At 66.3% G+C, this 22891-nt stretch carries 22 protein-coding genes and 2 tRNA genes; 18 read left to right on the top strand and 6 right to left on the bottom strand.

All coding sequences use genetic code 11. The features are described 5' to 3' along the window. Positions 1-65 precede the first annotated feature (65 nt). The 3 genes from F1193_RS12755 to F1193_RS12745 all read right to left on the bottom strand — a co-directional run bounded on the left by F1193_RS12755 (position 66) and on the right by F1193_RS12745 (position 2508). Complete coding sequence (locus F1193_RS12755) at positions 66-797, bottom strand: superoxide dismutase (protein WP_150098188.1); 732 nt, start codon at positions 795-797, stop codon at positions 66-68. A gap of 440 nt (positions 798-1237) precedes the next feature. Next, complete coding sequence (locus F1193_RS12750; protein ID WP_150098187.1) at positions 1238-1894, bottom strand: uracil-DNA glycosylase; 657 nt, start codon at positions 1892-1894, stop codon at positions 1238-1240. A gap of 2 nt (positions 1895-1896) precedes the next feature. Next, positions 1897-2508 (bottom strand): LabA-like NYN domain-containing protein, encoded by a 612-nt coding sequence (locus tag F1193_RS12745; RefSeq protein ID WP_150098186.1) that lies wholly within the window; start codon positions 2506-2508, stop codon positions 1897-1899. Between the two features lie 325 nt (positions 2509-2833). On the opposite strand from F1193_RS12745, the gene rpoZ reads away from it, so the two are divergent. From rpoZ to era, 7 genes are all read left to right on the top strand, one after another. Next, positions 2834-3226 (top strand): DNA-directed RNA polymerase subunit omega, encoded by a 393-nt coding sequence (gene rpoZ / locus F1193_RS12740; RefSeq protein ID WP_150098185.1) that lies wholly within the window; start codon positions 2834-2836, stop codon positions 3224-3226. A 278-nt stretch (positions 3227-3504) separates the two neighbouring features. Beyond that, positions 3505-5727, top strand: coding sequence for a RelA/SpoT family protein (locus F1193_RS12735; protein WP_150098184.1), 2223 nt, complete (start codon positions 3505-3507; stop codon positions 5725-5727). Positions 5728-6003: 276 nt separating this feature from the next. Then, positions 6004-6765, top strand: a complete 762-nt coding sequence (locus F1193_RS12730; protein WP_150098183.1) for a pyridoxine 5'-phosphate synthase — start codon at positions 6004-6006, stop codon at positions 6763-6765. Positions 6766-6773: 8 nt separating this feature from the next. Continuing rightward, positions 6774-7187, top strand: a complete 414-nt coding sequence (acpS, locus tag F1193_RS12725) for a holo-ACP synthase (protein WP_150098182.1) — start codon at positions 6774-6776, stop codon at positions 7185-7187. A gap of 66 nt (positions 7188-7253) precedes the next feature. Next, entirely contained in the window at positions 7254-8006 is a 753-nt protein-coding gene (lepB, locus tag F1193_RS12720; RefSeq protein ID WP_150098201.1) for a signal peptidase I, read from the top strand. Further along, complete coding sequence (gene rnc, locus F1193_RS12715; protein WP_150098181.1) at positions 8003-8719, top strand: ribonuclease III; 717 nt, start codon at positions 8003-8005, stop codon at positions 8717-8719. Before lepB ends, rnc begins: the two co-directional genes overlap by 4 nt. Positions 8720-9072: 353 nt before the next feature. After that, entirely contained in the window at positions 9073-9999 is a 927-nt protein-coding gene (era, locus tag F1193_RS12710) for a GTPase Era (RefSeq protein ID WP_150098180.1), read from the top strand. A gap of 407 nt (positions 10000-10406) precedes the next feature. Here the strand turns inward: era and F1193_RS12705 are convergent, their stop codons facing one another. Next, complete coding sequence (locus F1193_RS12705) at positions 10407-11456, bottom strand: cytochrome-c peroxidase (protein ID WP_150098200.1); 1050 nt, start codon at positions 11454-11456, stop codon at positions 10407-10409. Positions 11457-12015: 559 nt separating this feature from the next. Between F1193_RS12705 and recO the strand changes: the two genes are divergently transcribed. From recO to F1193_RS12660, 9 genes are all read left to right on the top strand, one after another. Then, a complete protein-coding gene (gene recO / locus F1193_RS12700) occupies positions 12016-12735 on the top strand; it encodes a DNA repair protein RecO (RefSeq protein WP_150098179.1) in 720 nt (239 codons plus the stop codon). A gap of 434 nt (positions 12736-13169) precedes the next feature. Then, positions 13170-13637, top strand: a complete 468-nt coding sequence (locus F1193_RS12695) for a DUF2269 family protein (RefSeq protein ID WP_342781820.1) — start codon at positions 13170-13172, stop codon at positions 13635-13637. 299 nt (positions 13638-13936) lie between these two features. Then, the gene (locus F1193_RS12690) at positions 13937-14311 is read left to right on the top strand and encodes a hypothetical protein (RefSeq protein WP_150098178.1); all 375 of its coding nucleotides are present in this window, start codon (positions 13937-13939) and stop codon (positions 14309-14311) included. 40 nt (positions 14312-14351) lie between these two features. After that, positions 14352-16730: a polysaccharide biosynthesis tyrosine autokinase gene (locus F1193_RS12685; protein ID WP_210247370.1), complete on the top strand. Its 2379-nt coding sequence runs from the start codon at positions 14352-14354 to the stop codon at positions 16728-16730. A 494-nt stretch (positions 16731-17224) separates the two neighbouring features. Beyond that, a complete protein-coding gene (locus tag F1193_RS12680; protein ID WP_150098177.1) occupies positions 17225-17803 on the top strand; it encodes a cold-shock protein in 579 nt (192 codons plus the stop codon). A gap of 32 nt (positions 17804-17835) precedes the next feature. Then, positions 17836-18414: a DUF192 domain-containing protein gene (locus F1193_RS12675; protein ID WP_246164371.1), complete on the top strand. Its 579-nt coding sequence runs from the start codon at positions 17836-17838 to the stop codon at positions 18412-18414. 107 nt (positions 18415-18521) lie between these two features. Beyond that, positions 18522-18597, top strand: a tRNA-Pro gene (locus F1193_RS12670). 152 nt (positions 18598-18749) lie between these two features. Beyond that, positions 18750-19052: an ETC complex I subunit gene (locus tag F1193_RS12665; RefSeq protein WP_150098176.1), complete on the top strand. Its 303-nt coding sequence runs from the start codon at positions 18750-18752 to the stop codon at positions 19050-19052. Between the two features lie 257 nt (positions 19053-19309). Then, positions 19310-19386 (top strand) — tRNA-Arg (locus F1193_RS12660). Positions 19387-19430: 44 nt separating this feature from the next. On the opposite strand, the gene F1193_RS12655 is transcribed toward F1193_RS12660, so the two are convergent. Next, positions 19431-20510, bottom strand: a complete 1080-nt coding sequence (locus F1193_RS12655) for a type I restriction endonuclease (RefSeq protein WP_150098175.1) — start codon at positions 20508-20510, stop codon at positions 19431-19433. Positions 20511-20828: 318 nt separating this feature from the next. Here F1193_RS12655 and F1193_RS12650 point away from each other — a divergent pair, with 318 nt between their 5' ends. Beyond that, complete coding sequence (locus tag F1193_RS12650; RefSeq protein WP_150098174.1) at positions 20829-21020, top strand: DUF2283 domain-containing protein; 192 nt, start codon at positions 20829-20831, stop codon at positions 21018-21020. Between the two features lie 173 nt (positions 21021-21193). Continuing rightward, positions 21194-21964, top strand: coding sequence for an arginyltransferase (locus tag F1193_RS12645; protein WP_150098173.1), 771 nt, complete (start codon positions 21194-21196; stop codon positions 21962-21964). A 7-nt stretch (positions 21965-21971) separates the two neighbouring features. Here F1193_RS12645 and F1193_RS12640 read toward each other — a convergent pair whose 3' ends face one another. Continuing rightward, the gene (locus F1193_RS12640) at positions 21972-22874 is read right to left on the bottom strand and encodes a DMT family transporter (RefSeq protein WP_150098172.1); all 903 of its coding nucleotides are present in this window, start codon (positions 22872-22874) and stop codon (positions 21972-21974) included. Positions 22875-22891: the final 17 nt, after the last annotated feature.

Genomic DNA, 22891 nt, shown 5'->3' with positions numbered 1-22891 from the left:
TGCCGGGCCGGACGCTCGGATCGACCGGAATGAAGCGACAGCGCGCCGTCCGGTCCCGTGTCGCGTTACGCCGCCGCTCGGCGGTAGTTCGCCCCTGCGGTGTCCCAGTTGACGGTGTTCCACCAGGCGGTGAGGTAGTCCTTTCGGCGATTCTGATACTTCAGATAGTAGGCATGTTCCCACACATCGACGCCGAGCACGATGCCGGACTGGCCGTCCATCAGCGGGCTGTCCTGGTTGGGGGTGGAGAGGATCCGCAGCTTCTTGTCCTTGTCGACGATCAGCCACGCCCAGCCTGAGCCGAACCGGCCGAGCCCCGCGGCGTCGAGCTGGTCGCGCATCTGGGTCAGGCCGCCGAGGTCGGCGTCGATCGCCGCCTTGAGCGGGCCGGTGGGCTCCCTGGCGCCGCCGGGACGCATCAAGTCCCAGAAGAAGCTGTGGTTCCAGTGGCCGCCGAGATTGTTGCGCACGCCGGTGCGGATCGAGTCCGGCACGGAGCCGAGGTCGGCCAGCGTCTGCTCGATGGGCCTTGCGCCGAGCGCGGGATATTTGGCGGCCAGCGCATTGGCGTTGGCGACATAGGCGCCGTGGTGGCGCTGGTGGTGGATCATCATGGTCTGCGCGTCGATATGGGGTTCGAGCGCAGCGTAGTCATAGCCCAGCGGCGGCAGCGTGAACGGCCCGCCCGACGCCGTGGGCTGGGCGAAGGCAAGGCCGCTGTGGCCGGCGAAGCCGGCCGCCGTCATCGCCACCAGGGCCTTCAGGGCATCGCGTCTGTCGATCTCGCGTCTGATCATGGCAGTCTCCGGGGGAGGGTGCCGCGACATGCAGCGCGTTATCAACGTGGATGACGACGGAAAGATCACGCACACGCAAGCGTGTGCGCTGCCGCGGGCGGCTGCATGCAGACGACGCGCGCGGGGCGTTCTGCGCACCCCCCACCCCCGACCCCTCCCCACCGCTCGCGAAGCTCGCGGGGGGAGGGGAGAAGCGGGATGCCTCTTCTCCCCTCCCCCCATGAACGCAGTGAATGGTGGGGAGGGGTCGGGGGCAGGGGGCTTCGAGGGCGAAGCTCGAAACCAGAAACTGGCCGGGAGCCGTTAGAGCGTGATCCGATCTGACTGCATCAGATCGGACCACGCTCCAAGTTTCTGGTTTGTCGCATTTTCTTTCGCGCAACCGGTATCCACTTGCGCGGAAAATGCTCCAGTGTGGTGTTGGCCCGGAAACTTTCTGCTCAGGCCACCGCGGCGCCGGCGCGCTCGAGGTGGGCGCGCACCGCGGAAAACACCGCGCGGAACATCTGCGGCGTCAGCCGGCCGGTGTTCGTATTGTAGCGGGAGCAGTGATAGCTGTCGAAGATCGTCACCCGCCCCACCGCGTGGGCGGCGCCGTGGCCGAACGGGTGCCAGGCCGGGCGGGCGCCGAGCGCGGTCAGCGTGGTGTCGTGGGCGATGCGCCCCAGCGCGACCACGGCCTGAAGCTGCGGCATGGCGTCCATCAGCGCGGCCAGGAACGGGCGGCAGGTGGCGATCTCGCCGCCGGTCGGCTTGTTCTCCGGCGGCACGCAGCGCACGGCGTTGGTGATTCGCGTCTCTTTGAGCGCCAGCCCGTCGTCGGGGCGCGCGCCATAGGTGCCCTCGGCCAGTCCGAACTCGAGCAGGGTGGCGTAGAGCAGGTCGCCGGCATAGTCGCCGGTGAACGGCCGGCCGGTGCGGTTGGCGCCCTTCAGCCCAGGCGCGAGGCCGACCACCAGCAGCCGCGCGTCGGCGCGCCCGAACGATGGCACGGGCGCGTTGTACCAGTCCGGCCAGGCGGCGCGGTTGCCGGTGCGAAAGCTGGCCAGCCGGGGGCACAAGGCGCACGCCCGCTCCGGCTCCGGCGTCGCGAGCATCGTCAGATGTCGTCGTCAGCCGTCGCCGGGGTCACCGGGCGGCGCAGGAAGTTCGGCGTGTGGTCGCCCTGGCGGGCGGCCCGCTCGGCCGGGTCGCGGCCGATCTTGGTGGCCAGCGTCGCGAGGTCGACGAACTCGTCGGCCTGGCGGCGCAATTCGTCGGCCACCATCGGCGGCTGGGTGGAGACGGTCGATACAACCGACACACGCACGCCGCGCCGCTGCACCGCTTCCACCAGCGACCGGAAGTCGCCGTCGCCGGAGAACAAAACCATGTGATCGAGATGCTCGGCGAGCTCCATGGCATCGACCGCGAGCTCGATGTCCATGTTGCCCTTGACCTTTCGGCGGCCGGACTGGTCGACGAACTCCTTGGTGGGCTTGGTGACCACCGTGTAGCCATTGTAGTCGAGCCAATCGAGCAGCGGGCGGATCGAAGAATATTCTTGGTCTTCGATCAGGGCGGTATAATAAAACGCTCGGAGGACATAGCCGCGGCCCTGAAACTCTTTCAGCAGTCGCTTATAGTCGATATCGAAGCCGAGCGACTTGGCCGTTGCGTACAGATTGGCGCCATCGATGAATAAAGCAATTTTTTCGGCTGAAGCGGTCATACTCTTACTTCCTTTCGGCCAAGGTGGGCTTGACCCGGATTTGTGCTCTGCAACAACATGTTCCGCTGGCCAGGCCAGCGTCGGTGACCGGTTAGGCGGACATTTGCAATGCCGGCTTCACATCGTGTGAATGAAATCGATGTCCGAATAACCTCATGATTGCGATACTATTGTTCGCGCATGAAACCGGAAATTATGCGTAGCAGGAGTTCCGCCCTCTGCAAAGCGGTTTGCCGCAGGGTTGGATGCGCTTCTTGCATGCCGCGACTGTTTCGTGTACGCGACACGTATCATCCAAACGCCGAAGAATGTGGAGTGACGACCGATGGCTCGCGTCACCGTCGAAGATTGCGTCGACAAGGTCGAGAACCGTTTCGAGCTGGTCCTGCTCGCCAGCCACCGCGCCCGCATGGTCTCGGCCGGTGCGCCGATCCTGGTCAGCCGCGACAATGACAAGAACCCGGTGGTGGCGCTGCGCGAGATCGCCGACCAGCAGATCATGCCGGGCGACCTCAAGGAGGAGCTGATCCACTCGCTCCAGAAGTTCACCGAGGTCGACGAGCCCGAGGCCGAGGCCGTGCCGCTGATCGCCGGCACCGCCGGCATGGAGTCCGACGATTCCGACGTGGCGATGGACCGCATGACCGAAGAGGATCTGCTGCGCGGGCTGGAAGGGCTGGTGCCGCCCCAGAACAACGACGACGACGAGCGCGAGTGAGGCCGCCGCGCCCTGTCCCGTCCGCCTGATACGGTTTGCGGCCGATCGCGCCCGAGAACCGTGTTCCTGTCGTCAAAAATCCCGTTTCCGAACAGGGATTTTCGGCGGGATCGTTTCCGGTGTCCCGAAGGGATCAGCCGGAAGCCGTCCGAAGCCTGCTGGCGGCCCCGAGCGGGGCCGCTTTGCGTTTGGGGCGGCATCCGCCCGTCTTGTGCCTTGCGTCGCGGCCGAGCTGCGACGATAAGTCCAGCAACCGTACCGCGTTGGGGTTTGCGTCCATGATGCGGCAATACGAGCTCGTCGAGCGCGTTCGCCGATACAATCCCGATACCGACGAGGCCCTGCTCAACCGCGCCTATGTCTATGCGATGCGCGCGCACGGCACGCAGAAGCGCGCCTCGGGCGATCCCTATTTCTCGCACCCGCTGGAAGTGGCGGCGATCCTCACCGATCTGCGACTCGACGACGCCACCATCGTCGCGGCGCTGCTGCACGACACCATCGAGGACACCGCCACCACCCGTGCCGAGATCGACGAGCTGTTCGGCGCCGAGATCGGCGCCCTGGTCGAGGGCCTGACCAAGATCAAGAAGCTCGACCTGGTCTCCAAGCAGGCGGCGCAGGCGGAGAACCTGCGCAAGCTGCTGCTGGCGATCGCCGAGGACGTGCGGGTGCTGCTGGTCAAGCTCGCCGACCGGCTGCACAACATGCGCACGCTGCACTACGTGCCCGAGGTCAAGCGCAACCGCATCGCCGAGGAGACGCTGGAGATCTACGCGCCGCTGGCCGGGCGCATGGGCATGCAGGCGATCCGCGAGGAGCTTGAGGAGCTGTCGTTCCGCCAGCTTTCGCCCGAGGCCTACCGCACCATCGTCGGCCGGCTCGAATCCTCGCGCGAGCGCCACATCCAGGCGATCGCCGAGATCGAGGCGCAGCTCACCAAGAAGCTCGCCGACAACGGCATCACCGCCGAGGTCACCGGGCGCGAGAAGCGGCCCTATTCGATCTGGCGCAAGATGGAGCGCAAGACGGTCGGCTTTGAGCAGCTCTCCGACCTCATCGGCTTCCGCGTCATCGTCGGCGAACTGGCCGAGTGCTACCGCACGCTCGGCATCGTCCACACCACCTGGCCGATGGTGCCCGGCCGGTTCAAGGACTACATCTCGACGCCCAAGCAGAACGGCTACCGCTCGCTGCACACCACGGTGGTCGGCCCCGGCCGCCAGCGCGTCGAGCTGCAGATCCGCACCCGCGGCATGCAGGACGTCGCCGAATACGGCATCGCCGCCCACGCCCTCTACAAGGACGGCAACAGCGCCTACGAGCGGCTGTCCAGCGACACCCAGGCCTATGGCTGGCTGCGCCGCACCATCGAGCTGCTGGCCGAGGGCGATTCACCGGAAGAGTTCCTGGAGCACACCAAGCTCGAACTGTTCCACGACCAGGTGTTCTGCTTCACCCCCAAGGGCCGGCTGATCGCGCTGCCCAGGCGGGCGACGCCGATCGACTTCGCCTATGCCGTGCACACCGACATCGGCGACACCGCGGTGGGCTGCAAGATCGACGGCAAGATCTCGCCCTTGGTGTCGGAGCTGCAGAACGGCTCGGAGGTCGAGATCATCACCGCCACCGGGGCGACGCCGCCGGCGGCGTGGGAATCGGTGGTGATCACCGGCAAGGCGCGTGCCGCCATCCGCCGCGCCACCCGCGCCGCCATCCGCGCGCAATATGCCGGGCTCGGGCGCAAGCTGGTCGAGCGGGCGTTCGAGCGCGCCGGCAAGCCGTTCGACGAGCCGCGCGTCATCGCCTCGCTGCACCGTCTCGCCCGCACCTCGCTGGAGGATGCGCTGGCGGCGGTCGGCCGCGGCGAGCTGCGCGCCAATGACGTGATCAAGGCGGTGTTCCCCGAGTGGACCGAGGATGTCAGCGTGCCGCAGCAGCAGCGCCGGCAGCCGGAGCCGATCACCGAGGCCGGCTGGTTCGCGCTGGCGCGCGCGCGCAGCGTCAAATTCAAGGTGCCCGGCCACGGCGCGGTGTCGCCGGCCGGACCGGCCATCCCCATCCGCGGCATCAATGGCGACCTGCCGGTGCGCTTCGCGCCCGATGGCGGGGCGGTGCCGGGCGACCGCATCGTCGGCATCCTGACGCCGGGGGAGGGGATCACCATCTATCCGATCCAGTCGCCGGCGCTGAAGGTGTTCGACGACGAGCCCGAGCGCTGGCTGGACGTGCGCTGGGACGTCGACGGCCAGGAACGCCACCGCTTCCCGGCCCGGCTGAAGCTGACCTCGCTCAACGAGCCGGGCTCGCTCGCCCAGATCGCCCAGGTGATCGGCGAGCGCGACGGCAATATCGACAATGTCCGCATGTCGCGCCGCTCGCCCGATTTCACCGAGGTGACCATCGACATCGAGGTGTTCGACCTCAAGCACCTCAACGCCATCATCGCCGATCTGCGGGCCAAGTCGGTGGTGTCGTCGGTCGAACGCTATAATGGCTGAGTTATTCGGCGTCGTCCCGGGCGAGCGCGAGCGAGACCCGGGACCGTTGGCAGGAAGGGTGCTTCTTCCTGATCGCGATCCCGGGTCGCGGGCCTTCGGCCCTTGCCCGGGATGACAGGAAGGATCAGGCGTCGTCCCGGGCGAGCAGCGAAGCTGCGAGACCCGGGATCGTCCGCCGGAAAAGACACCCCATTTTGAAAACGGTCCCGGCTCGCGCGGCTTGCGCCGCTTGGCCGGGACGACGAGATCCCGTCGTCGTCATCATTGGAGGCTTCCGTGTCCGTTCCGCCGCTCCGCCTCGGCGTCAATATCGACCATGTCGCCACGCTGCGGAATGCCCGCGGCGGCGCCCATCCCGATCCGGTGCGGGCGGCCCACGCGGTGCTGGCGGCCGGCGCCGACGGCATCACGTTCCATCTGCGCGAGGACCGCCGCCACATCCGCGACGACGACGTTCGCCGCCTGAGGGCGGAGATCAGCGCGCCGCTCAATTTCGAGATGGCGGCGACCGACGAGATGTTGGCGATCGCGCTCGCCACCCGGCCGCACGCCTGCTGCCTGGTGCCGGAGCGGCGCGAGGAACGCACCACCGAGGGCGGGCTCGACGCCGCGGGCGGGCGGGCGGCGCTGACGCCCTATGTCGGCCGGCTGGTCGCCGCCGGCATCCGGGTGTCGCTGTTCATCGCCCCCGATCCGGCGCAGATCGCGGCGGCGGCGGCGATCGGCGCGCCGGCCGTCGAGTTCCACACCGGCCACTGGGCCGATTTCGTGCTGGCCGGGCAGGCGGCCGACGCCGAAGCCGAGTTCGCCCGCCTCAAGGCCGGCGCCCGGCAGGCCGCGGGTCTCGGCATCGAGATCCATGCCGGCCACGGCCTCGACTACGCCACCTCGGAGACCATCGCGGCGATCCCCGAGATCGTCGAGCTCAACACCGGCCATTTCATCATGGGCGAGGCGCTGTTTGCGGGGCTTCCGGCGGTGATCCGCACGCTGCGGGCGGCGATGGAGCGTGGCCGCGCGGCGGCGCGGGTGGCGTGAGCAGCGGCATGATCCTCGGCCTCGGTTCCGACCTCGTCGACATCCGCCGCATCGAGAAGACGCTGGAGCGCCATGGCGAGCGCTTCATCGAGCGCGTCTTCACGCCGGTCGAGCGCGCCGCGGCGGAGCGGCGGGTGACCAAGGCCGCCACCTACGCCAAGCGGTTCGCCGCCAAGGAGGCGTGCGCCAAGGCGCTGGGCACCGGGTTCCGGGCCGGGGTGTTCTGGCGCGACATGGGGGTGGTCAATCTGCCGGGCGGGCGGCCGACGCTGAGGCTCACCGGCGGCGCGGCGGCGCGGCTGGAGGCCATCACCCCGCCGGGCTTCGCGGCCCGCATCGACCTGACCCTGACCGACGACTATCCGCTGGCCAGCGCCGTGGTGATCATCTCGGCGATTCCGCCCGGAAACACCTTGGCTTGATTGCGCCGCAGCCTCTCCAGCGGCTATAGGAGCGCCGGGACGCGGCTTGCGTCGAGATCCAGGATCATCAACGTGTCGACCGAAGCCAAGAAAAACGGCGGAACGAACGAAACCGTGCGCGTCCTGTTTCAGGCGCTGCTGATCGCACTGTTCATTCGAACAATCCTGTTTCAGCCCTTCAACATTCCTTCAGGATCAATGAAGGAAACTTTGCTGATCGGCGACTATCTGTTCGTGTCGAAATACTCCTATGGCTACAGCCGCTTCTCCCTGCCGCTGTCGCCCAACCTGTTCTCGGGCCGCATCTTGGCCAGCGATCCCAAGCGCGGCGACGTCGCGGTGTTCCGCAACCCGCGCCAGGAAGACACCGATTTCATCAAGCGGATCATCGGCCTGCCGGGCGACCGCATCCAGATGATCGACGGCGTGCTGCAGATCAATGGCGACGCCGTGCCGCGCGAGCGCATCGACGATTTCGTCTCCGAGGAAGCGGATGGCCGCCGCGTGCCCATTCCGCGCTATCGCGAGACGCTGCCGAACGGCGTGTCCTACACCACGCTCGACATGGTCGAGAACGGTTTCTACGACAATACCAAGGTCTATGTCGTGCCGGCCAACCATTATTTCATGATGGGCGACAATCGCGACAATTCCACCGATTCGCGGGTGGAGAGCGCGGTGGGGCCGGTGCCGTTCGACAATCTGATCGGCCGGGCCGAGGTCATCTTCTTTTCGCTCGAGGAGGGCAAGTCGGCCTGGCAGGTCTGGCAGTGGCCCTGGACGGTGCGCTGGGAACGGATATTCAAGCTGGTGCGATGAGCCGGAAGCGCGATCCTCTCGAACAGTTCGAAGCGTCCATCGGATATGCGTTTGCCGACCGCTCCCTGCTGGAGCTGGCGCTGACCCATGTCAGCGCGGCGAGCGGCGCCCGGGCCCGGCTCGACAGCTACCAGCGCCTGGAGTTCCTGGGCGACCATGTGCTCGGGCTTGCCGTCTCGACCATGCTCTACCGCGCCTTCCCCGACGCCGACGAGGGCGAGCTGTCGCAGCGGCTCGCCGATCTGGTGCGCAAGGAGTCGTGCGCCGAGGTGGCGCAGGACTGGCAGGTCGGCCCGCACATGCGGCTCGGTCCCGGCGAGGTGCAGACCGGCGGCCGGCGCAAGGCGGCGATCCTCGCCAATATCTGCGAATCGGTGATCGGCGCGGTGTTTCTCGATGGCGGCTACGCCGCGGCCGAGGCGTTCATCGAGCGCCACTGGTCGAAGCGGATGCTGTCGCCGGTGGTGCCGGCGCGCGACCCCAAGTCCGCGCTGCAGGAGTGGGCGCAGGCGCGCGGCCTGCCGCCGCCGGTCTATCGGGTGGTCGAGCGGGTGGGGCCGGACCATTCGCCGCGCTTCACCATCGCCGTGGAGCTGCCCGGCCTGCCGGGGGTCGAGGGCGGCGGCCGCTCCAAGCGGCTGGCCGAGCAGTCCGCGGCCGAGGAATTCCTGGTCCGGCAGGGTGTCATCTCCCGGATGCCGAGTGATGCCTGACGCGGTTTCCGCACGGTCGCCTCGGAACATCCGTTGGTTGGGAGCTGCCTTCCTTCCCTCTCCCCTTGCGGGAGTAGGGTGCCGAGCGATCGAAAGATCGCGAGGCGGGTGAGGGGTGATATTTTGCCATGCGTGAGGAGACCCCTCACCCGGCTCGACCTCGCTAGAGCGTCCACCGATCCGATTGGATCATGCTGACGCTCCAAGTCTTTGAGTTGTCGCTTTTTCTTTCGCAAAACCGGTTCCCACTTTTGCGGAAAATGCTCTAACGCTCGGCCTCGCCATCCTTTCCCGCAAGGGGAGAGGGAAGAAGAGGCGAGGGGATCAACCAAAAGCCATATGAGGCACCCAGAATGACCGACGGCACGCCTCCCGGCGTAGAGCCCTCGCGCTGCGGCTTCGTCGCCCTGATCGGCGCGCCGAACGCCGGCAAATCGACCCTGGTCAATGCGCTGGTCGGCGCCAAGGTGGCGATCGTCACCCACAAGGTGCAGACCACCCGCACCCTGGTGCGCGGCATCGCCATGGAGGGCGCTTCGCAGATCGTGCTGGCCGACACGCCCGGCATCTTCGCGCCGAAGCGCCGGCTCGACCGCGCCATGGTCACCACCGCCTGGAGCGGGGCGGCCGACGCCGACCTCGTCTGCCTGCTCATCGATGCCCGGCGCGGCATCGATCCGGAGATCGAGGCAATCCTGGACAAGCTTGCCGGCGCGGCGCAGCCGCGGGTGCTGGTGCTGACCAAGGTCGACGTGGTCGCCGAGAAGCCGAGGCTGCTGGATCTGGCGGCCGAGCTCAACCGGCGGCTGGCGTTCGAGGCCACCTTCATGGTGTCCGCCACCACCGGCAGCGGCATCGACGAGATGCGAAGCTGGCTGGCCCAGCGCGTGCCCGAGGGGCCGTGGCATTACCCCGAGGACCAGGTGTCGGACGCGCCGCTGCGCAGCCTCGCCGCCGAGATCACCCGCGAGAAGCTGACGCTGCGCCTGCACGAGGAGCTGCCCTACCAGTCGACGGTGGAGACCACCTCCTGGCAGACGCGGCCGGACGGCTCGGCGCGCATCGAGCAAACCATCTTCGTCGAGCGCGAGAGCCAGCGGAAGATCGTGCTCGGCAAGGGCGGGGAGACCATCAAGGCGATCTCGATGGCCGCCCGCAAGGAGATCGAGGAGGCGGTCGAGGCCAAGGTGCACCTGTTCCTGTTCGTCAAGGTGCGCGAGAACTGGAGCGACGACCCCGAGCGCTACCGCGAGATGGGGCTCGACTTCCCGCGGGAGTGACCAGGCCGTCGTCCCGGGCAAGGGCCGAAGCCGGACCGTGGTCGTCCCCGGCGAGCATCGCGGCAGCGATGCTCGGGAAGGGGACCCATCCTGCGCCGCAGGGTGGCGTCCCGCCTGTGGTCAGATGGGTTCCCTTCCCTCGCGCACCTATGGTGCGCTCGCCGGGAACGACGGCGGGGTGGCGCCTCGCCCGGGATGACGAGACCCGGGCTGTCGTCCCGGGCAAGCGGCGAAGCCGCGCGACCCGGGATCGTGCTCCGGAAGGGGTGTCTTGTCCCGCTGACGATCCCGGGTCTCGCTTCGCTCGCCCGGGATGACGAGGCCCATTCTGACGATCCCGGCTCTCGGCTGGCGCCTCGCCCGGGATGACGCTTCGGACTAAGTCGCCCCGGGACGACGTGGCCGCCTCACTTCGGCAGCGGCGTCTTGTCGGTGCTTACCGGCAGGACCGGCAGTTCGACCCGCGGCTGCTCGCCGGTCAGCGTGCCGAGGAAGGCGGTGATCGCCTCGATCTCCTTGTCGCTGAGCTTGGCGCCGAGCTGGCTCGTCGCCATGATCGCCACCGCCTGCTTGAGGTCCCACACCTTGCCGGAGTGGAAGTAGGGGGCGGAGAGGGCGATGTTGCGCAACGGGCCGGCGCGGAACACGTAGTCGGCGTCGGCGGTCTTGGTCACCTCGAAGCGGCCGCGGTCATTGGCCGGCAGGATGTCGGCGCCCGGCTTCTCGACCACGCCGAACGGAAAATAGGCCTCGCCGCCGACATTGACGCCGCTGTGGCAGGCGACGCAGCCCTTGTCCATGAACAGCTTGAGGCCGGTCTTCTCGGTGGCGTTGAGGGCGTCGAGCTTGCCCTCCAGGAACTGGTCGAAGCGCGAGCCGGGCGTGATCAGCGTGGCCTCGAACGCCTCGATGGCCCGGGCGAGATTGTCGAAGGTCACCGGCTCGGCCTCGTTGGGGAAGGCCGCCTTGAACTTCCCGACGTAGTCGGGAATGCTTTTCAGCGTCTCCTCGACCACCTTGGGCGTGTTGTTCATCTCGACGCCGGCCTGGATCGGCCCCTTGGCCTGGGTCTTCAGGTCGCCGGCCCGCCCATCCCAGAACTGGGCGATGTTGAACACGGCGTTGAGCACGGTCGGCGCGTTGCGCGGGCCCTTGGCCCAGCCATGGCCGATCGAGGTCTCCAGATTGTCGTCGCCGCCCATCGACAGGTTGTGGCAGGTGTTGCAGCTGATGAGCTGGGAGGCCGACAGGCGCGGATCGAAGAACAGCATCTTGCCGAGCTCGACCTTGTCGCGGGTCACCGCATTGTCCTTGACGGCCGGAACCATCGACGGGATCGGCTTGAAGTAGCCTGCGGCCTCCTTCTGCAGCGCCGCGTCGTCGGCGAAGGCGGGCAGGCCGGCGAAGGCCAGAATGGTGGTGGCCAGCAGGGTTGTGGTCAGCAGGACGCGGGTCATGTCACGGTTCGTGTCGCGCGGCGCGCTGCGCTGCTGTTCGCCCTGCGGGTTGCTCATCTGTTTGCTCTGCGGATTGCTCTGCGGATTGCTCTTCATGGCACCTCTCCGTTTCGGGAGCTGGCATCGCGGGGGCGGTGCGAGCGACAATTAGAATGATTAAAAACAGATCCTTTCGCTTTGCTTTGGGTCAATCGCGCCGGGCGTAGAAACCCGGATGCGGCCCAAAGCTGCATCCATGCCAATGGCTTGAACCAACGGTTTGGATCAACGGTTTCGGCCAATGGCGCAGCCTCCGCTGTTTTGGCGCGGCGGGCCGCGCCATCCTGATACGGTTTCCGGATGATCCCTTCGGGATCCCGGAAACGGGATCGCCGAAAAATCCTTGATCCGGAAGGGATTTTTCGGTGACTGGCATACGGTTCTCCGGCCCTGCAGGCCGGAAGCCGTATGAGACAGAGATTCCAGACTCGCTCAAAATCCCTGGTGGCGGAAGGGTTTTTCAGCAACTGGACTGCGAAGTCCGGGCCTGTCGGCCCGTTTGGCGCGAATTGAGACGGCGATGGATTGGACGGACGAGGGACTGGTCATCGGCAGCCGCCGGCACGGCGAGGCCGCGATCATCCTCGAACTGATGACCGCGGCGCATGGCCGCCATCTCGGCCTGGTGCGGGGCGGGCGCTCGCGCAGCCTCGCGGGCGTGCTGCAGCCCGGCAACACGGTGGTCGCCACCTGGCGGGCGCGGCTCGACGAGCATCTGGGCACCTATTTGGTCGAGGGGCAGGTGCTGCGGGCGGCGGCGCTGATCGCCACGCCGGCCTCGACCTTCGGGCTGCAGCATCTGGCCTCGCTGCTGCGGCTGCTGCCCGAGCGCGATCCGCACCCCGGCCTGCACGCGGCGGCCGAGCGGGTGGCGGGGCGGCTGACCGAGCCGCTGCTGGCGGCGGCACTCCTGGTGCGCTTCGAGCTTGGGGTGCTGGCCGACCTCGGCTTCGGCCTCGACCTCGGCGCCTGTGCGCTGACGGGCGTGCGCGCCGACCTTGCCTTCGTGTCGCCCAAGACCGGCTGCGCCGCCTCGCGCGCGGCCGGCGCGCCCTGGGCCGACCGGCTGCTGGTGCTGCCGGCGTTCCTGCTCGGCGGTGAAGAGGTGCCGTCGCCGGCCGACATCGCCGCCGGCTTCGCGCTCACCGGCCATTTCCTCAGCCGCCGCGTCTACGAGCCGCGCGGCCTGCCGCCGCCGCGCGAGCGCGAGGCGTTCCTGCGTGCGCTCGAACTTGCGTGAAGGGCCTGCGTGAAGAACTTGTGTGAAGCAGCCGGAAATTCGGCTCGCCGGCGCGTCAGTCTGCGCGCAGAACACGTTGATTTTGAACGTTTTTCCGCAGATTGTAGAATAGGATCCGGGCAGGCTTGGCCGGGTTTGCTGACAGGGAGAATCACCGGCGGGCTTGTTGACAGATCGAGTCTGGAAAACGCCGGAAGCCGTTGTTCGGGAGTCGCATTCGCTGCGTGCGGCCATGGGGCGGCCGGCCGGCGGGTGCGCCGGGCCGCGAAGTGCCCTATACCCCTGGCGTGGACGAGGTTGCGCGGAGCGGGATTGCGGTGAGGCTGGGCATCGAGTCGTTCGGTTCCAGGCGGGCAGGGCAGCCGCAAGACCGGCACGGCGGCGGGCGCCGCTGCCGGTTCCCGGGTCCCGGTTGACGGTTGGTGCTGCCGCCCATGCTGTTCGAAGTCCTGAAGACCGTGCACCTTGTCGGCGTGGTGCTGCTGGTCGGCAACGTCACCATCACCGCGTTCTGGAAGGTGTTCGCCAACCGCACCGGCGATCCGGCGGTCATCGCCTTCAGCCAGCGCCTGGTCACCATCACCGATTTCGTGTTCACCGCCTCCGGCATCGTGCTGGTCTATGTCGGCGGCGTCGGGGCGGCGCTGGCGCGCGGCCTCCACCCGTTCGCGCCGGGCTGGCCGCTGTGGGGGCAGGTCCTGTTCCTGTCATCGGGCGCGGTCTGGGCGGCGGTCCTGGTGCCGGCGCAGATCCGCATGGCGCGCGCCGCCCGCGCCTTCGCCGCTGGCGGCCCCATCCCGGAGTCCTATTGGCGCGACAATCGCCGCTGGCTCGTCTGGGGCGTCGTCGCCTGCGTGCCGCTGTTCGTGGCGATCCCGGTGATGGTGTTCAAGCCGCTTTGATGCGGTTTCCGGGATCCCTGCGGGATCGGTCGGACGCCGAATGACGAGTCCGGCGAGCGGATTGACGGGCATTCCGGCGGCGATGTCTCAAAACCGGCTGACGTGGGGCGGCAGCCGGCCAAGCTGACTTATGACGCAAATACATCTTTAAGAAGAATTAAACACTCAATGGTTGCTGCCACAGCAGCTCTCATATTTCCTTCACATAGAATGGTGTATGTTGAACAAGCTGGATAGATAAAAGCAATTATATTGAATGGTCACGCCACATTCCCTCAAGTGAAATGTGGAGATGACTCGTGCTGGTCGGGCGTATCATGCAATGTTCATGGCGTTATTTCTGGCGTCTTGATGCCAGATCGACCGCATCTGTAGCTTTAATATTATTGATTGCGTGTCTTTTTGTGTCGAGTGTGCCGGAAATCACGTCAAACGGTACGCTCTTTGTCGCATATCTGCAATGTCACTTTGAGATCACATCAATTCTGGTCATGACAGCGCTGCCGGCGCTCGGCGTCTTCCTCGTCGATGTTGCGCGGACAGGCTTTCCGCCACCGTGGTTCGAGGCTTGGTCTCTTGTGCCGATCTTCATCGGCCCGGCGGCGGATTTGGCTTTGGCCCCGCCTCAAGCCGCGGCCGACAGGCGGCAGGGCCGCGCCGCCTCGGCGGCTTGAGCGAGGCTGCAGCGTTGCGACAACTGGGCTGAAGGCGACGATGAACATCAACCCTCACATGACCGGCGACGAGCGGTTCGATCGGACGCCGGCCGACGAGAGCATGAGCCCGATCTCGGTTGCGGACCTGATCGAGTGGGCGAAGGGCTTTTTCGGCCGGCAATACTGGATCTTCGCCATCGGCGTGGCCTGCGCGCTGGCCGCCGCCATCGCCTATCTGAGCGTCACGCCGCCGCAATACACGGCCACGGCGATGTTGATGATCGACCGGGGCAAGGTTCGCGACCTTCAGGTTCCCGGATCGCCGCTGGGCGACGGGCCGCTCGATACCGTTCAGGTCGACACCCAGGTCGAGGTTCTGCGATCCGACACCATCGGGCTGGCGGTCATCAGGGCGCAGAACCTGATGGAGGATCCCGAACTGGATGGCAGGGCAAGGGCTGCCGTCAACCCGCTGGCGAAGCTGTTCTCGCTGTTCAGGTCGAATGCCGCCCCGGAACCGCTGAGCACGAAGGCCGTTCTCGGCGGGTTCCTGTCGCGCCGCAAAATAACGCGCGTGGGAAAGACCTATATACTTGAGGTGTCCTATCAGTCGTCGGACCCGGTCCACGCCGCCAACATCGCCAATGCCATTGCCGAAGCCTATATCGACAATGAGCTTGAGACGAAATACCAGGTGACCCGGCGCGCCAGCACTTGGCTGCAGGGACGCATCAAGGAGCTTCGGGCACAGGCCGCGGACGCCGACCTTGCGGTATTCGAATACAAGGAAAAGAACAAGATCATCGATTACGGCAACGTCTCGGTCAGCGGTCCGGGCGCGGCGTCCGGCCGGCTGATCGGTGACCAGCAGCTCTCCGAGCTCAACTCCCAGCTCATGGCGACGCGCGGCGCCACCGCCGAGGCCAAGGCGCGGCTGGACCGGATCGAGGACGTGCTCAAGCAGGACGTCCGCGACGCCACCGTGGCGGACACGCTGAAGAACGAGATCATCAACCGCCTGCGCACCCGGTATCTCGACATGGCCGCGCGAGAGGCGAGCTGGTCCGTGCAGTACGGCTCCAACCATCTCGCGGCCGTCAATCTGCGCACCCAGATGGACGAGCTCCTGCGCTCGATGAGCGACGAGCTCAACCGCATCGCCGCGAGCTATCGCAGCGAGTTCGAGATCGCCAAGGCGCGGGAGGAGGCGCTCGAACGTCGCCTTGCCGAACTGGTCAGCGAAAGCCAGAGCACCTATCGCGACCGAATCGGGCTGGGCGACCTGGAGAGCGGCGCCAAGGTGTCGCGCGCGATCTACGACACCTTCCTGCAGCGCTACCTGGAGGCGATGCAGCAGCAATCCTTCCCGATCACCGAGGCGCGGGTGATCAATCCGGCCACGCCGCCCTCCTTCAAGAGTTCGCCGATCGCCGGGCAGGTGATGGGTCTCGGCGGGGCGATCGGCTTCATCCTCGCCCTCGGGGTGGCGCTGCTGCGCGAGACCACGGACGGCACGTTCCGCACCGCGCGCCAGGTCGAGGAGAAGCTGCAGGCGCCGTGCCTGTCGGTGCTGCCGCTGATGGGGGAGGACGCCGAGGCCGCCTCGAACGTCTTTTCGGGCCTGCCGGTCAAGTGGACCGGGCGGCCGACGCGCCGGGACACGCCAGAACCGCCGGGCTGTGCGCCGCCGCTGGCGGGCGGGACGATGCTCAACGAGGCGGTGCTGCGCTATGTGGTCGAGCAGCCGCTGTCGGCGGCGGCCGAAGGCTTCCGCGCCATCAAGATCGTCGCCGACATCCGCAAGGCGAGCACCGGCAACAGGATCATCGGCGTCACCTCGACGCTGCCGGGCGAGGGCAAGTCCACCGTCGCCTGCAATCTGGCCGGGCTGATGGCCCACGCCGGCAAGCGCGCCATCCTGATCGACGCCGATCTGCGCAAGCCCTCGCTCGGCCGCAGCCTCACGACCGCCCCCGAGGTCGGCCTGCTGGAGGTTCTGGCCGACCCGGCGCAGCTCGACCGCGCCGTCTGCATCGACGCCGTCACCGGGCTCGCCCTTCTGCCGTCGGTGGTCGATGGCGGCCTCGTGCACAGCGACGAGATCGTGTCGTCGGAGGCCTTCCGCAGGCTGCTGGAGCAATTGCGCCAGCGCTACGACTACATCATCGTCGACCTGCCGCCGCTGGCGCCGGTGGTCGACGTGCGGGCGATCGCCGCGATGATCGAGTCCTTCGTGTTCGTCGTCGAATGGGGACGCACCAAGGCCGATCTCGTCCACCGCCACCTGCAGGCCAAGCCGGAAGTCTACGACCGCCTGCTCGGCGTCGTGCTGAACAAGGCCGACACCCGACTGTTCAAGAGATACGAGCAGGGCAGCCAGTTCAACCACATGTACTACGTCCACCATGGCGAAGACCGCCTGCCGGCCAAGGTCTGATACGGTTTCCGGCCGGGCGGCCTTGGTGTCCGAGTTCGGGTTTCGCGGCGCCCCCCACCCCGCCGCATCCGCACCCCGCCGTGCCCTGCGCCTCACCGCAGTGGCGGCCGGGCGGGTTTCCGCGGCAAACGGAGTCGGTTTTGGCCGTTCAGGCCGTCGGGCCGCAGTCCGAACGGAGCTCGGCCTCAAAATGCAGCCGAACGAACACATTTCGCATCTGCGAGGTTGCGGCCGCGAGACCTTGTTATTTTGTGGCGTGTCGTCGGGCGGCCGGGCAATTATTGCAGGCTGGGGGCTTTTCGCACCGTTGCCGTTCCGAAAAACCCTGTAATTTCAAACCGTGGATGTTGAGCAACACTGCCCAGGAAAGCGCCCGGTGCTCATACTTTGTTGTTTTCGCGGCGGATGGCGATGCTATCCTCCCGAACAAGTTGAGAATCGTGTGCCGCGGGGGCTTCTGCGGCGATAACAGCGGCGGCGTCAAGAGGTCGGTGATGGATCCCAAGTTCGGGGTCGGACCAGAAGCGGGCGAGGAGCGCGAAGAGCGGCTCGAAAGCCTCGTCGAGGTGTCCGGTTACATTAAGTGGTTCGATGTGGCCAAGGGCTACGGCTTCATCGTGCCGGATGACGGATCTCCGGACGTTCTTCTCCATGTCACCTGCCTGCGGCGCGACGGCTACCAGACCGCGCACGAGGGGGCGCGGGTGGTGGTGGAGGCGGTGCCGCGCGCCAAGGGCTTCCAGGCGCTGCGCATCCGCTCGATGGACCGGTCGACCGCCGTGCACCCGGCGCAGCTTCCGGTGGCGCGCACCCACGTGTCGGTCGCGCCCACCTCGGGGTTCGAGCGCGCCTATGTGAAATGGTTCAACCGGCTGCGCGGCTTCGGCTTCCTCAGCCGCGGCGAGGGCACGCCCGACATCTTCATCCATATGGAGACCCTGCGCCGCTACGGCATGGCCGAGCTGCGGCCGGGCCAGACGGTGATGGTGCGGTTCGGGCCCGGTCCCAAGGGCCTGATGGCCGCCGAGATCCGCCCCGAAGGGCCGGTCAGCGGCGGGGTGGCCTCGCACTGACGGCGCGGGCGATGGCGAGCCTGATGCGGCGAATGCTCGATGACACGACCGCGGCTCGGCGCGGGCGGCTGAACGCGCTGCTGGCGGTCATGCTGGTGGCGGCGCTGGCCGTTCTGTTCGCGCTGGCGCCGGCAGGGCCGGGGCTTGCCGATTCGGCAAAAGGGATCGGATCGCCAGGGATCGGATCTCCGGCGATCGATCTGCCGGCCGACGTGCCGCCGGTGCGGTTCGGCGGGCCGGAGGCGCTGGAGATCGCCACCCGCGGCGGCGTGCGCAGCTTCGATGTCGAGCTGGCGGTCGACGAAGCGCAACGGGCGCGCGGGCTGATGTACCGGCGCTCGCTGCCGGCCGGGCGCGGCATGCTGTTCGACTTCGGGGCCGAGCGCGACGTGGCGATGTGGATGCAGAACACCTATGTCTCGCTCGACATGGTGTTCATCCGGTCGGACGGGCGGATCGCCCGCGTCGCGGAGCGTGCCACGCCGCTGTCGACGGCGACGATCTCCTCCGGCGAGCCGGTGCGTTTCGTGCTGGAGCTGCCGGCCGGCACCGCCAGGGCGCTTGGCATCGCGGCGGGGGATCAGGTGGCCCATCGGCTGATCGGGCGGTGAGGCCGCCGGCGCCTGCGGTTCGGGCGCGCGCGCCTCGGTTCAGTCCTTGCCGTGGGCCGGCGGCACGTGTATCCGGAATGGGCCGCGGTGGCGGCGCCCGGGGTGCTCGGGGCGTGGCTCAAGTGGTAGAGCGGGAGCTTTGGGTGCTCCAGGTTGTCGGTTCGAGTCCGGCCGCCCCGACCAAACGGCTGATCATGTGATGGAAAATCCAGCCCTGTGGGCTGGCGTTTCGCGGTCCGGTCGGTGAAAATCCGGTCATCCGGTTCGGTTTTTCGGCGCGGCCGCTTCTTGGGAGCACGGGCTGGCCGGCCGGGCATCGTTGGCGAGGATGAAGCATGGTTGCACGCATCTACAGGCCGGCCCGCACGGCCATGCAGTCGGGCCGGGCCAAGAGCCGGGACTGGCTGGTCGAGTTCATGCCCGAGACGCGGGCGATCGAGCCGCTGATGGGCTGGACGGCGAGCAGCGACACCCAGCCGCAGGTGAAGCTGCGCTTCGCCACGCGCGAGGAAGCGGTATCTTACTGCCAGCGGAGCGGCATCCCGTTCCAGGTGTCCGAGCCGAACGAGCCCGCCCGCCGCAAGGTGTCCTATTCCGACAATTTCGCCTTCCAGCGCGTCGGGGCGTGGACCCACTGAACGCGCGGCGCGATGGCAGACCGGTTTCGGGCCGGTGTGGTCTGACCTGCGTGGTATGACCTGCGAAGATCCGGCGTCCGGGCCGGGATTTCCGGGGACAATCGGCCCCGGAATGGAGATTTGATCTATCGTGGCGTGTCTTGTCGCGATGTGATCTGCGAACGTCTGTACGAGATGATCGGCGTATGCCGCATGCGGGATGACGGCCGGCACCTGGATTGCGGATCGACGCGCCAGATGCTGGAGTTGTCCCTAACGGCCCCGTAGCTCAGCTGGATAGAGCAACAGCCTTCTAAGCTGTGGGTCGCAGGTTCGAGCCCTGCCGGGGTCGCCACTAACGATAAAACGCGGCGCAGATGATTTCGACTTGGTGCTGGGTTAGGATGCCTTTGGAATCTTGTCATCCAATTCCCGAAGCCGAGCCTCGATCTGCGGAGCAAATTGATAGATCTGGGTCAGTTCGGATATCAGGTGACGTTGCTCTTCTTTGCCTGAGAACGTTCCAAAGTGCTTGGTTGTGATAGCGTTGAAGTGAAGGCGTGCTATTGTTTTGCGGTTATTGTCGTCAAGTAGAATTGCACAGTAAGATTTTGCGTCACGAATTATTACCCTCTTCGGGTCGACGAACTTCGCTGCGATCGCTTGCACAATATGAAATCCAGACATTTCTTCCTGGGTGGTGATGACGCTTTCTTCGGCTTCATCTGGCGCGGAAAGGTCGACTGCTTCGATTGGTGCCGGCGCGGACGCATTCAAGGCGGACGATAGCCGCTCATTCACAAGATCTCTGATGATCGTCGCAATCGTAGGTCCCAGCATTCGAGCGATGTTGTCTTTCACTGCTGGCGTCATGCGCCCTTCGTGGACGCGGTAAGCCAACATTCTCGCTAGTTCCTCCGACGGTTCTGCGAACTCTTTCTCGATCTCCTTACGTAGCAAAGATTGTATCTTAAGATTCCCTGCCTCTTGGACAATCTTCTCGATATCGAACGTTGCCTTCGCAAATTTCTCCAGCGTCTTTGCGTCTGTTGGTTTAATTGCGTCCATTGTGAACGTGAAGAATGGACGCTCGTCCATTTTATTTGGCTTCTCCACGTCAGAATAGAATTGGTAATTTACTCCATTCGTTAAAATCGCAAGCCTCGCGTCCGTGACGCTGAAATACCTAAACAATTGGCCTGCGTGATTGATGTTTAGTTCTGTTGATGATGGCTTGCATTCAATTAATATTGTAACCTTACCAGAATTGCATATCGCATAATCAACTTTTTCACCCTTTTTTGTGCCAATATCAGCGGTGAACTCTGGCTTAACTTCGGATGGATTAAATACGTCGTAACCCAAAGATTGTAGGAAGGGCATAACAAGAGCCGTCTTTGCGGCTTCTTCTGTAAGTAAAACCTCGCGGTGCTCAATTGTTCTCTTCTGTAATTCTAGGAGCCTCGCAGCCAGTTCCATGGTCTCCCTCTCTTCTGATTCGGCAAAATTTTGCCAGGGGGCGATCGTGACGTCTACAAGTATAGATATTCTCCTGATGCATGCGGGGGGTGCGTGGGTATAATTTTTCAAAATGAAAGCGGAAGCGAAGATCGTCCAGCCAAATAGATTTCACAAGCAAATAGTTGATCCGACTGCGGGACCGCCAGTTCTCGAGGATGATAAATTTATATGCGGAAGCCGACGTGGTGGTACGAAATAGAACGTGGTCGCTTGGAGATGGAATCATTTGGACTCGTCGAAAGTATCCGCCGCTTTCTTCGACCGGGGCCGACGCCGATGAAGACGCTCTACGACAAGGACACCGATGCGCTCTATGTGCGCTTCGCCGAGGCGAAGGTGGTGGAGTCGGAGGAGGTGGCGCCGGGCGTGGTGCTGGATTTCGACAAGGACGGCCGCATCGTCGCCCTGGAGGTGCTTTCCGCCTCCCGCCACCTCGCCGCGGGCGCCCTGCCGCTTGCGGCGGAGTAGGCGAGCCGGGCGTTGACGACCCGCGAGCGGGAACCAACGACGAGCCTTCGCTGCCGTTGGGTTCGCCCCCACGAACCGTTTGACCTTGCCGGGCGCTTGGGCATGCTAGTGGACCGCTCCCGGGCGGCGGTCGTCCGCCACGCCAGGAGCGGCGACGCGATATCGGTAACGCCGTGACTCAGCAGCCCCGTGACACCCCGCAATTCTATCTCACGGCGCCCACCGCCTGCCCGTATCTGCCGGGCAAGGAGGAGCGCAAGGTCTTCACCCACCTCGTCGGCGAGCGGGCTGCCGCGCTCAACGACATGCTGACCCATGGCGGGTTTCGCCGCTCGCAATCCATCGCCTACCGGCCGGCCTGCGAGCATTGCCGCGCCTGCGTGTCGGTGCGGGTGGTGGTGGAGGGGTTCGTGCCCTCGGCGAGCCAGCGGCGCATCAGCCGGCGCAATGCCGACGTGGTCGGCGACGTGCGGGCGTCGGTGCCGACGGCAGAGCAGTATTCGCTGTTTCGCACCTATCTCGACGCCCGCCACGCCAATGGCGGCATGGCCGACATGAGCGTGCTCGACTACGCCATGATGATCGAGGACAGCCACGTGCGCACGCGGCTGATCGAATACCGCCGGCGCGGCCCGGACACGGCGATCCACGGCCGCGGCACCGGCCGGCTGCTCGGCGTGTGCCTGACCGACGTGCTCTCGGACGGCCTGTCGATGGTCTATTCGTTCTACGATCCGACCGAGACCGGCCGCTCGCTCGGCAGCTTCATCATCCTCGACCACGTCGCCAAGGCGCGCGCGCTGGGCCTGCCCTACGTCTATCTCGGCTATTGGGTCGATGGCTCGCGCAAGATGGACTACAAGCGCCGCTTCCTGCCGCAGCAGCGGCTCGGCCCCGAGGGCTGGGAGCCGGCGGAGGGGGCGGTGCAGGACGCCGCGGTATGACACGGCCTCATTCCGCCGGCGCCCCGGCCCGGCGGACCGCGGGGTCTCGGCTCGGCCGGAGAGTCAGGGCGAGGCCGAGCGCGATGATTGCCGCTCCGACGAAGTCGGTCGGCCGCAGCGCCGTGCCCAGCACCAGGTGCGACAACACCACGCCGGAGACCGGGTTGAGCAGATGGCAGGCCGATGCCTTGGCGGCGCCGCGGCTCCGGATCAGCAGCAGCCACAGGGCCATGCCGCCGATCGTTGCCACAGCCGCCAGATAAAGCAGGGCCAGCACGGTCGGCATCGCCGGGACCGGCCATGGGCCGCCCGACGCCAGCGCCACCGGCGCCAGCACCACGGCACCCGTGACCGACTGCCAGAAGTTGACCGGCAGGATGGCCAGCCCGTGAGCCCGCCCGCGGAACAGCACCGTGCCGGCGGCGAAGGCCAGGGTTCCGCCGGCGGCCAGCACCAAGCCAAGCGGATCGGGCGGCGCGCTGCCCGGCGAGGCCACGCCGCACATCACCACCACGCCGGTGAAGCCGAGCACAATCCCCACCAGCCTGGCGATCTCGATCCGCTCCAGACCGGCGAGGGCGGCGAACAGCGTGGTCAGGAACGGCGTGCAGCTCACCATCACCACCACGATTTCCGGTCGCAGGGTCCGCAGCGCCGAGAAGGTCAGCCCGAGATAGACCGCGTTGTTGAGAAGGCCGAGCAGGACGCCCCAGCGGACCGTTTGACGGTCAAGCAGCGCGGCGCCCTGCCACCGGATCAGCGGCAGCATCAACGCGGCGCTGAGGCAGAACCGGGCGGCCAGCACCGTGAAGGGATCGAGTTCTGCCATCGCCACCTTTCCGGCGACGAAGGCGGAACTCCAGATCAGGCTGAACAGGACGGCGACGGCATAGAATTGCGGCTGGGTCATGCGATGCACCTTTGCGG

The sequence above is a fragment of the Blastochloris sulfoviridis genome (assembly GCF_008630065.1).
In the GTDB taxonomy this organism is placed as follows: Bacteria; Pseudomonadota; Alphaproteobacteria; order Rhizobiales; family Xanthobacteraceae; genus Blastochloris; species Blastochloris sulfoviridis.
The sequence above is the reverse complement of the archived record's forward strand: the minus strand, read 5'-3'. Positions and strand labels throughout refer to the sequence as shown.